9 protein-coding genes and 1 pseudogene are annotated in these 10,562 nt (G+C 57.8%); all 10 read left to right on the forward strand.

What is annotated here, in order from left to right:
- A pseudogene (locus NW835_RS09335) lies at positions 1-632 on the forward strand (TIGR02221 family CRISPR-associated protein); the annotation flags it as partial.
- 239 nt (positions 633-871) lie between these two features.
- A complete protein-coding gene (gene cas10 / locus NW835_RS09340) occupies positions 872-3,862 on the forward strand; it encodes a type III-B CRISPR-associated protein Cas10/Cmr2 (protein WP_414415124.1) in 2,991 nt (996 codons plus the stop codon).
- The gene (locus NW835_RS09345; RefSeq protein WP_414415125.1) at positions 3,859-4,983 is read left to right on the forward strand and encodes a type III-B CRISPR module-associated protein Cmr3; all 1,125 of its coding nucleotides are present in this window, start codon (positions 3,859-3,861) and stop codon (positions 4,981-4,983) included. The genes cas10 and NW835_RS09345 overlap by 4 nt, the downstream gene beginning before the upstream one ends.
- Before the next feature lie 43 nt (positions 4,984-5,026).
- Complete coding sequence (gene cmr4, locus NW835_RS09350; RefSeq protein WP_414415126.1) at positions 5,027-5,797, forward strand: type III-B CRISPR module RAMP protein Cmr4; 771 nt, start codon at positions 5,027-5,029, stop codon at positions 5,795-5,797.
- A gap of 13 nt (positions 5,798-5,810) precedes the next feature.
- Positions 5,811-6,203: a hypothetical protein gene (locus tag NW835_RS09355; protein ID WP_414335540.1), complete on the forward strand. Its 393-nt coding sequence runs from the start codon at positions 5,811-5,813 to the stop codon at positions 6,201-6,203.
- Positions 6,203-6,844, forward strand: coding sequence for a Uma2 family endonuclease (locus tag NW835_RS09360; protein ID WP_414415127.1), 642 nt, complete (start codon positions 6,203-6,205; stop codon positions 6,842-6,844). The genes NW835_RS09355 and NW835_RS09360 overlap by 1 nt, the downstream gene beginning before the upstream one ends.
- A gap of 29 nt (positions 6,845-6,873) precedes the next feature.
- Positions 6,874-8,856, forward strand: coding sequence for an RAMP superfamily CRISPR-associated protein (locus tag NW835_RS09365; protein WP_414415128.1), 1,983 nt, complete (start codon positions 6,874-6,876; stop codon positions 8,854-8,856).
- A gap of 30 nt (positions 8,857-8,886) precedes the next feature.
- Complete coding sequence (gene csx18, locus NW835_RS09370) at positions 8,887-9,186, forward strand: CRISPR-associated protein Csx18 (protein WP_414415129.1); 300 nt, start codon at positions 8,887-8,889, stop codon at positions 9,184-9,186.
- Positions 9,186-10,175 (forward strand): CRISPR-associated endonuclease Cas1, encoded by a 990-nt coding sequence (cas1, locus tag NW835_RS09375; protein ID WP_414415130.1) that lies wholly within the window; start codon positions 9,186-9,188, stop codon positions 10,173-10,175. The genes csx18 and cas1 overlap by 1 nt, the downstream gene beginning before the upstream one ends.
- Positions 10,175-10,453, forward strand: a complete 279-nt coding sequence (cas2, locus tag NW835_RS09380; protein WP_414335550.1) for a CRISPR-associated endonuclease Cas2 — start codon at positions 10,175-10,177, stop codon at positions 10,451-10,453. The genes cas1 and cas2 overlap by 1 nt, the downstream gene beginning before the upstream one ends.
- Positions 10,454-10,562: the final 109 nt, after the last annotated feature.

Below are 10,562 nucleotides of genomic sequence, written 5' to 3' on the forward strand. Positions count from 1 at the left end.
TCTCCCGTTCCCTGGAGCTGGTGAGGCCGGTGAGCCTTTTGGAGGATGACCTGCCCAGGTTGCAAAAGCACTCCACTCAGGAGTTGGCCGAAGAGGTGGGCCAATTTGCTAAGCCCTTTGGCCTGCTGCTGCAAAGCATTCAAGATAGCTACAGCCAACTGGCGCTGCCGGCAGACCAGAAGGAGGATCCCCGAGCTCAAGTTCAAAAGCACTTTCAACTGCTGCGCTGGTATGTGGAAAAGCGCTTCACCACCCAAGCCCTTCTCTTGGCCCGCGAGTGGGTGGTTTCTGCCCTTTGCCTCTGTGAGGGGATCCAAGACTACCGCAGACGAGAAGCGCGGCAGGGAATTGAACAGCAGTTGGGATCCCTCATCCAGCAAGCGGAGCCGGCTCAGTCTCTTCCTCCCATTGCCGCCCACGTTCCCGATGTCCAGCAGCTTGCTGATCTTTGGTCTCGCCTTAGCCAGTACCGCAACGACGTGGCCCATGTGCAGATGAATCCCGAACCTCTTCCCAGCGAAGCTCTGGAGGGCTTTGTGCTGCGGGATCTGCTGCCCAGGCTGGAGGCGCTGTTTCCGGAATTGACCCGGACAGAAGGGGAATTGGAAGGGGATCCTTCCATTTCTCAGTAGGCTACAGACATCGGCCCACCCTCAGGTTCTGAGTTTTCAAGCTCGGTCAAACAGTTGGCAGGGGCTTAGCTTGCACAAGTCCTACTGAGCTGGAGAAATACTAAAGAAACCTGAGGGCTGGTCGGGATTGGTGGATTTTGTTTTGTAGCTTCTGCACCCAGGTATCGGGTGGCTGTTGGGGTTTTGTTTACTTTTTTGTTTCTTGCGCGTTCAGTTTTTAACTCTCCTGCGAAAACACCATGTCTCATCACTACTGGCAAGCGAAGCTCTGGGGTTTGCTGCACGACCCTGCCCTCAAAGCCCTCCACGACGCCTCTGGCCGCGCTAAGGAAGGGCTGTGGCCAAACCTAGCGGCGATGCAAGGGTGGATCTCGCCCAAGGCGGAAGGATCCCTCCTAGCAAGCGTTGGCGATGCGGATCTGGTTGCCTCCGCCAGCGATCGGGCTGCCATTGGCCACCTGCCGGTTGCCATCGACTACCAGGTAGCCGATCGCGGCCACAGCCTGGGGCCGGGCCTAGAGATGAGCCATCTGCTTTCGGGGCGCAAGCGCTTTTGGCAACTGCCCGAAGAGGAACACCGGGCCCTGCAGCAGGCCGGCTCCCGCGCCGAGCACCTGATGCAGCTAGAGAAAAAGGTGATTCCCGATTGGATCCGGCAAGAAGAGGAGGATATCCAGAAGGTGTTCTGGTGGTTCTGGCGCTGTTTTCCCCAGGCGCTGGTTCGGGAGTTGGGCGATGAGAACCTCCTGCTTTTGCCGGCGGAAACGCGACTGCCGGATGGATCCCTGTGGAGCCACACCAGTGTCGTGGCGGCCCTGGCGGGCTGTTTGGCCGGCTACGACGAGCCCAAGTTCACGCGGCCCTTTTTGGCCAGCTTCACCTTCAACCCCATCCAGGAGCTGATTAAAGCCAGCCGCAAGATGCGGGATTTCTGGGCCGGATCCTGGCTGTTGCACTACCTCTCGGCACGGCTTTGCTGGCGGCTGGCAGAAAAATACGGTCCCGACTGCCTGCTCTACCCCAGCCTCTACGGCCAGCCGTTGATCGATGCCTGGCTGCTGGAGAAGTACCCCAAATTTGCCGAGTGGATCCCGCAGCCTTCTGCCCACGCCCTGCTCACCGCCGGCTTCCCCAACGTGATCCTCTTGCTGTTGCCGGAAGAGCGGGTGGAGGCGGCCATGCAGTTGGCCCAGCAGACCCTCAAAGAAGAATGGCGCCACCTGGCCGAAAGAGCGCTGGAGCACCTGCAACTGGAGCGCCGCTGGCTGGTGCAGTTGCGCCCGGAGGATCCCACCTGGGAGGGATGGTTGGAGCACCAGTGGCAGCTCTACTGGGCAGCGGCACCCCTGGGATCCCCCCAGCAAAGGCTCAAAGACACCGCCATCCTCAAGTCCCAGGAGCCGGTCGAACGGGATCCCTGGGTCAGCGCCCAAAACCGCACCTACCACCTAACAGGAGAGCGGCAGCTTTTTGCCGACGCGGAGCTGAAGTTCCTGCGGATCAGCTTCTGGGATCCCCAAAAGCAGCAGCGCCGCCAGTACAAGCCGGGGCTGAACGTCGGCTCCTGGTGGGCAGCGGCGGTGGAGGCGACGCGCCGGCTGCAGGCTGCCTGCAAACAGGCCCGCGATTGGCAACTGCCGGTGGCCTTTGGACCGCGCAGCACCGTCTCCGGCCTGGGGCCGGTGGTTCACCCTTCCCCGAGGGATCGCTGGATTGGCGAAGGGGAGAGCCGGCGGCTTTGGCAGCGGCAGGCGGGGCTTTTCGATGGCCGCGAGCAGCTCAACGCCACCGAAACGGTCAAGCGGGCCCTGGACAAGGTGTTGCCGGAGCTCTTTCCCAACCTCGATGAAGACAAGATTGCCGCTTCCTACCCCGATCTCACCGCCGGTGTGGCCGGCTACCTGAAAACCCACGGGCGACGGGAGCAGGGGCACTTGGAGCAAGCCTGCCAGGCCGTTGAGGCCATCCACCCCGGCATTCGGGAAGTGCTGCGGGAGATGCGCGGCAAGTGGGGGATCCCGTGGGCCGACCAGCAGAACCTACGCTACCACCCGCGGCTGCTCAACGCCGGCTGGCTGGTGGAAGACCTGGAAGCAGACGCAGCAACCCAGAAGCGCTGCCGCCAGGAGATAGAAGCCACCCTCAGCCGCTACTACCCCAGCATCAACCCCGCCAGTTGGTACGTGCTGGCCGCCGGCGATGGCGACGACATGGGCCAGTGGCTGAGGGGGGAGAAGATGCGACCCTACTACGACTACCTACCCCAGCCGCTGCAGCGCCTAGCCGATGGCTGCAAAGACACCATTGGCCAGGTCATCAACTCCGAGGAGCTCGACCAGGTCAAGGACGCCTTCAGCGAGTTTGTTAAAACCAGCCGCAAGCGCATGGGCCCGGCCACCCACAGTGCCCTCAGCCGCGCCCTGTTGGATTTTTCCGGCCAGTTGGTGCCCTACCTCACCGAGCAGCGCTACGCCGGCAGGCTCATCTACGCTGGGGGAGACGACGTTTTGGCCTATACCAACCTCTGGGAGTGGGATGGCTGGCTCTGGGACATCCGCCAATGTTTCCGCGGCGGCGAAGACGACTGGCGGGAGTTCGCCAACGAAGGGGACTACTGGCAGTGGCAAAAGGCGCAGTTACCGCCTGGCCTCAGCCGCCGCCCTCTTTTTACCCTGGGATCCCTGGCCAGCATTAGCTTTGGCGTGGTGATTGCCCACCACTCGGTGCCCTTGGCCATTGCCCTGGAAAATCTCTGGGAGGCGGAAAAAGACGCCAAAGGGCAGGCCTATGCCCATGGCAGCCCCAAGGACAGCGTCCAGGTGCGGGTACTGTTTGCCAACGGCAACCAACTGGTGGGCACCAGCAAGTTCGACACCTTCGACAAGTGGAAAGACCTGCTGGATTTTGACTGGAAGTTGCTGGGCCAACAGCAGGATCAAAGCTCGCTGTTTGAGCAGGCTGCCCAGCTCTGGGAGCAGCACCCCGCCCCCAGCTTGGAAGCTGTGCCCGATTGGGCCCGCTTGTTCTGTAGCCGCCGGGATCTCTTTGGCGGCGAAAGCGAGCAGAGGGATCGCTTCCAGGCCAAGCTAATCGAGTTTATCCAGCACTTTTGGCAGCACAGCCTGCCCGCCCAGCCGGCAGCCTGGGATCTGGCCATCAAAAACTGGTTTAAGCTAGCGGCCTTTGTGCTGCGCAACCGCACCGTGAAATTGGGGAGGAACGGTCGATGAGTTGGTTTGTGCTCTCGCCTTTGGATGTGTGGATGTTTCGCGATGCCAGGCCCTTTGCGCCGGGGGAGCGGGCCTGGGCCACCAGCGGCTTTCCGCCCAGCGGCCACACCCTGGCCGGAGCCATCCTGGCCCACCTGGGCCAGCCGACAACCCTGCGCCTGCGCGGCCCCTTCCTCTGCTGGGATGAGCAGCTTTACTTCCCCAGCCCCCTGCACCTTGACCAGGGATCCCCGCTGGTGCCCATCCCCTGGCTGGAAGAGGAGCATTCCTACAGCGGCTACCGTTGGGATCCCACTCGGCCGGCCCCTTTGGTAGCGGCAGCTCCGGAGGAGGAACGGCCAAGCCCCAAGCAAAAGGCCGCCGGCTACCTGCCCTTTCAGGCGGTGCAAAAAGCGCTGCAGAGCAAGGGCTGGGATCTGGCTCAAGCCGTTCCGCCCCCCTGGGTGGCGGAGGTGCGGCCCCACAACACCCTGCAGGCAGGCAAACGTCAGGTGCGAGAAACCGATGGCTACTTTGTGGAAACCTGCATCCGCCTGCAGCCCGGCTGGAGCCTGGCTTTCTCCATCGAGTGCTGGGATCCTGAGCGCGAAACCTGGGATCCCTTGCCCCTGGAGCAAGAAGAGGTGGTGCGGCTGGGGGGAGAAGGCCACGGCGCTCTCCTGGGCCCTTGCCCAGAGCTGGGCAAGCAGTGGCAAGCGCTGCAGGAGCTCTCCCAAGAGACCTTCCGGCAAACCCGGCGGGCCTTGGCCTACCTGGTTACGCCTGGAGTGTTCATCAAGAAGGTGGATGGGCGCTCCCTCTGCCGCGCCTGGCCCTGGGAATGGCGCTTGGCCACCCCCCACCCTGCCCACTCCCTCACCGGTCCTCTGGTAAGCGTGGCCACCGGCAAGCCGGTTCCCATCAGCGGCCGCCTGCAGGTGGATTCCCTAACAGAGCCGCGCAAGACCAGCTTACCGGCTCCGCAAGTGTTTGCCGCTCCGCCCGGCAGCATCTACTACCTGGAGCAGCCGGCTCCCCTTGGGCAGGACGAGCCGGAGCTGGAAGATGGCCGGCTCAACGTCTTCCACCGCTGGCGGCTGTTGGGCTACAGCGAGTTGCTCTGGCTGCCTTGGGTTAACTGATGCTTTTGCAGCCCTGTTTTTGTCGATAAGGAGTGTTTTTTCGATGACTTTTCACCTGGTCTATCTCACCCTGTTAACCCCCCTGCACACCGGCGGCACCACCCAAGAAGGCAACCTCTTGGGCATTGCCCGCGAAGCCCACACCAACTTGCCCTACATTCCTTCCAGCACCATCCGCGGCAAATTGCGGGCCAGTGTGGCTGAGAAAGAGTTAAAGTTTGAGCTCTTTGGCAACGAAATTGGGGAGGGGGATCAGCTTACCCAAGGCTCCATTTGGATTGGGGATGGATCCCTGTTGTGGGTGCCGGTGGCTTCCCTCAGCCACGGGGTAGTCTGGATGAGCTGCCCCCTCTTGCTCAAGCGCTGGCTGCGGCTAAGTGGCCAGCAGTTGCAGGTGCCGGATCCCTATAGCACCAACTTAGAGACAAACCGGGCCATCTACCTCAAGGATGCCATCCTGAAAAATGGCCTGAAAAAGTGGGCCAACTGGCAAGACTTTGTCAAGTCTTCCAGCATCACCCGCGTCATCGTCTTGCCGGATCAGCACTGTGCCACCCTTATTCAAATGAGCCTGTGGCGGCAGGTAAAAGTTAAGCTCAGCGAGCACAAAGTTGTAGAAGGCGGCTTTCGCTACGAAGAGGCCATTCCCCCCGATAGCTTGATGTACTTCACCTGGGGGGTAACAGCCCAAGCCAATGGCAGTTCCCAAAAAGCAGTGGAGCAATTTCGGAAGCTTCTGCAGGATAACCAGCTTCTGCAAATTGGCGGTCAGGAGAGCCTAGGTCGGGGCTTTGTCGAGTTGTCTTGGAACTAGTTGAGGAGGTTTTATGGAAACTTTTGATCCTCGCACGTTGGCCAAGCCTGTTTACGAATCCCTTCGCCAGTTAAGGGCTCAAACCAGAGACCAAGAAAAGCTTAAGGAGCAGAAAAACCAGGCTGTGGAACTCTACACCTACCTTTCCACCTGGGGCCTGCTGCGCCTTAAGGCAGAAGAAGATGCCCTCGGCCAAGACGGCAAAAAGCAAGTGGTCAAGGAGTTCTTTAATTGCCTGGAAGAGATTTCTGGTCAGAAGGGAATTGCTAACTCCAATGGTCTGGATCGTCTTATGGGACTGGGAGTCGAAGAGTATCTAGGTTTAACAGGGTTAGGGCTGGCTTTGGCTCAGGAGTTTGGCTTTTGGGCCATGGCCATCTACCACGACATCAAAGGAGGGGAGTAATGGGCGTCGCGATCCCCCTGCAAGCGATTTCCCTGCAAGAAGGCAGCCGAGTGGTTATTCATTCTCTTACCTGGCAAGACTGCGAGAGCATTCTGGAAGAGCTGGGCGAAGATCGCCACACTCGCATTGCCTACTACGATGGCACTTTCGAGATCATGTCTCCTTTATCCAAACACGAGCGCCTTCATCGCATTGCCGGGTATATTGTCTCAGCCATTCTTGATTCTCAGGGTAGGGATTGGGAAGACTTTGGCTCAACAACCCTTAAAAAGTCAAGCAGGGCTGGAGTGGAGCCCGACACCTGCTTCTATGTCAATCACCTGGAGTTGGTGCGAGGTTGCGAGGGCAGGATCGATGTCGATCAGTTGCCCCCACCTGATCTGGCCATCGAGTCCGACGTTACTTCCCGAACTTTTATTGAGGCCTATAGAGCCATCGGCGTGCCGGAAGTTTGGATCTTGGGTGAGCGAAGTTTGCGGATCTTTATCCTGCAGGGAGAAGACTACGTAGAATCAAGCTGCAGCCGGCTTTTTCCAGACTTCGACATCCCCAATCTTGTACCTCAACTCATTCGACGCGCCCTAGAAATTGGTACCAGCACCATGTTGCGTGAATTTCGCCAAACCCTTGGCAATTCCTAACCCTGTTTCCCACTTTTGGAGAAGATCCCATGACCGGTCATCGCCCTGCTCGTCCTGGCAACACGCCTCAGCCGCTTGCTCGTCCCCCCAGGCCAGGGGATCCCAGCCGCCGGCCGCCTCAGGAAAATCGAGGCCCCAATTCTCCTAGAGGAGGCAATGGAGGGGGAAACCAGCCGCGCGGTGGAGGCGGTGGCGGAGAAGGCAACAATCCTCAGCCCTTGCCTTGGCTGGGTCACCCCTTGGATCCCACGCCCAGGCCGGATCCCACCGCCGGTTTTATTGAATATCTGCGTTGGATGCGAGCGCGGCTCGATGCTTTTAAAGACGGCACCAAAGCGGAGCTGGCGCACCAAGTGGAAACAACGATCAACCTTGGAGCCCGCCTGAAAGTTTTGAACGAGCGCACCCAACGCCTTGCCAGCGACACCCTTCAGGTTACCTGTCCCTGGCGAATTCGAGTCGGTGGGGCCAAGGGCCCAGAGAGCATGTTGCTCCCCGCTTTCGATCACTTAGGGATCCCTTACATTCCTGGCTCCACCCTGCGCGGTGTAGCCCGCTCCCAGGCCATTCGGGAGCTGATGCAGGAGCGCAACCTATCTTGGGATCAAGCAGACCAAGCTGTAGCTCCTTGGTTTGGCCACCTACAAGCTGAGGAAAAAGATAGCGCCGGCAAGGTTGTCTTTTTGGATGCCTATCCGGCACCCATTCGGCCCCAAAGGCGGGAGGATCCCGATAACTCCAAAACGGGGGGGCTGGCTGTAGATATTGCTAATAACGTCTGGAAATGGAATGGAAAAAATCTTGAATACTCGCCCAACCCCAACTTATTTTTCTCTCTCAAGCAAGCCACTTTTTTGATTGGCCTACGCAAAGGCAGCGGCTGCACCGATGCAGTGCTGGATCAAGTTAAGCAATGGCTTGTCCGAGGTTTAGAGCAAGGGGTGGGATCCCAGGTGAATACCGGCTACGGCCGGCTGGTTTCCTCAGGAAGATCCCCCGACAAGTACCGGGGAGAATTCTTGCGGCTGCCCTTTGAGCTAGAAGGCCAACTCATTCACGGGCGCCAGGTAGTCAACTGGAGACCCGACAAGAATCGCTACGACAACCGATCCATCGCCGAAGTGCGGCCCGTGGCCTTTAAGAATATGCTGCGCTATTGGTTCCGCACCCTTGCCCTGGGAGTTTTGCCGGTCGATCAGGTGCAGGAGTGGGAAGGGCAACTTTTTGGCGCCATCACCCCTAAGCAAAAACACGGCTGGATCCATGTAGATCTCCTAGATGGCAAAGTCTCTCAGCCGGAGCCGGAGCCCAATCAGCAAGGAAGAAATAAACCTGCCGGACGACAAGAAGGGATCCTCGTCTTGAGTCTTTCGGGCGAGTGCCAAAATTATGCTTTGCAGGAAGATCAAGAGGCGGCGAAAAAGCTCTTTGCCAACCTCACCTGGATGATGTTCCATCTGGGAGGTGTGGGCCAAGGGGCCAGAAGACCCTGCTACTCCCGCCAAAACCGCAAGGGGGCTCCCTGGTGGCGCGGCTCCACCCTAATTCCCAGGTCAGAGGATGCCTTCTGGGAGCTGCCGGAATTGGTGGCTGAGTTTCAGAAGCTTTTCCAAAAGCGTCTGGAAAACTTTTTTGCCGCTCTCAAGACTCTAACCAAGCAGGCTATTAACCCCAATAGCCCAAGAAGTGTTGGCCAAGTTGACAGGGATAAATGGCCGCAAGCAGTGGATGCCAACTGCCAGATTGTGGTCTGCAGCGGCGAGGAAGAGTTTAATAAACCCTATGCCCTGGCAACTTTGCATCGTCTTGGCCGGCAGGGCGAAGACCGGTACGACAAATTCTTGTGTGGGGGTGTACAGGGAGGTGCTCTGCCCTCTCCAGTTTGGATTGCCGATTTGGGTGATTACCAAGTGGTTACCGTTTTTGGAGCAACGGCGGATCCTAGGAAAAGGTATCTCGACGAGCTCAAGAGAAGTGCCGATAGCTTTGGAGTAATCTGGCCCTTGAGATAGAAAAAATCTTGGAGAGTTTTCGGGAAAACCATGCCTAGAAAGAAGACCAAAGCCAAAGTTCTTAGAAACCTTGTTACAGCTACAATCAATGGCCTGATTACACTAGTCATTTTGCTCATTGCCCCCTTGGGCCTGGCAGCCGTGATTACCAACACTATTTTGGTTGCAATTGCCAGCTTCTTTTCTGGAAGCTTAACGGAGGCGATTATGGATCTTTTGTCAAGCTCTGAAATTGATGTAGAGGTTTTGCCAGAAGAGCGCCAATCCAAGACCAGCACTTCCATAGAGCCAAGGCGAGGCTCAGAGAGTCTGCACCGAGATGATCGATAATGCGAACCTTGTATGTTTCCCAGCAAGGGTGCAGGCTAAGCCTCAGGCAAGAGTTTGTGCTGGTTCATTTGGGCGATTTGCTCTTGCAGGAGGTGCCTCTGCCCTTGCTGGAGCAAATTTTAATCTTTGGCCGCTCTCAGGTAACTACCGATGTTGTAAGAGAGTGCTTGAAGCGCAACATCCCCATTGCTTACCTCTCCCGGCTCGGCTATTGCTACGGTCGCCTCATTCCCATTGAAAGAGGCTACCGCCGCTTGGTCCATTGGCAACAAGCACTCTCTGAGGCATGGCGGTTGCAAACAGCAGCCCAGATAGTGCGAGCTAAGCTCCTCAATGGGCGCGTGTTGTTGATGCGGCAACTTAGGCAGCGCCCCAGCGAAACTGGGGATCTAACCCTGCGCAGCCTGGAACATCTAGCTGAGCAAGTTCTGCAGGCTAAGTCTCTAGATCAATTGCGCGGCATTGAAGGGATCGGCGCAGCCCTGTATTTCCCAGAATTGGGCAGTTGCTTACAACAAAAGGGATTTGTTTTGCTCAAGCGTACCCGACAACCACCTACCAATCCAGTCAATGCCATGCTCAGCTTTGGCTATATGGTGCTCTGGAACCATCTATTAACCTTGATTGAGCTGCAAGATTTGGATCCCTATCAAGGTTGCCTACATGCCAGCAGTGAACGCCACGCTGCTCTGGTTTCCGATTTGCTGGAAGAGTTCCGAGCGCCTATTGTGGACTCCCTGGTACTGTGGCTTGTCAACAGCAGTGTTATGGATATCCAAGAAGACTTCGAGTATCGAGATGGGGGCTGTTTTCTCAACGATGCTGGCAGAAAGAAATACCTCAAAGCTTTTCTCCAGAGAATGGAGGGATCCATTACAACTCCTGCTGGGGATCAGCCCCGCTGGGATTTACTGACACAGCAGGTTAAGAAGTTTAAGCAGTCCGTCTATAATCCTCAAGACTTGTATCAGCCTTACCGGATTCGCTGATGTTTCTTTATGTTGTTACCTACGATACTCCCTGTGACAAGCGCCGCAAGAAAATTGCCGACCTGCTAGAAGGCTACGGCAAGCGGGTGCAGTACAGTGTCTTCGAGTGCGTCCTCAACAAGGACAAGTTCGAGGAGCTCAAGCTACGGCTCCGGAAAAGGATCAAGCCCAACGAAGACAGCGTCCGCTTCTATCCCCTCACCAGCCACGCCCTCGATCAAGTGGAAATCTGGGGTGAACCCCCTTTAACTGCACCCCCTGGCTCGGTCATCGTGTAGCTCAGGCAACTTTCCCCCTACCTAAGTACTTGATGTTCTCGAAAGCACACAAAAATGGTATCAGCAGCTCTGCGAGCGCCTCGCCAAATCCCGCAAAGGCCGATTCTTT

This window comes from Synechococcus sp. OH2, from assembly GCF_047462155.1.
Classification (GTDB): Bacteria; Cyanobacteriota; Cyanobacteriia; order Thermostichales; family Thermostichaceae; genus Thermostichus.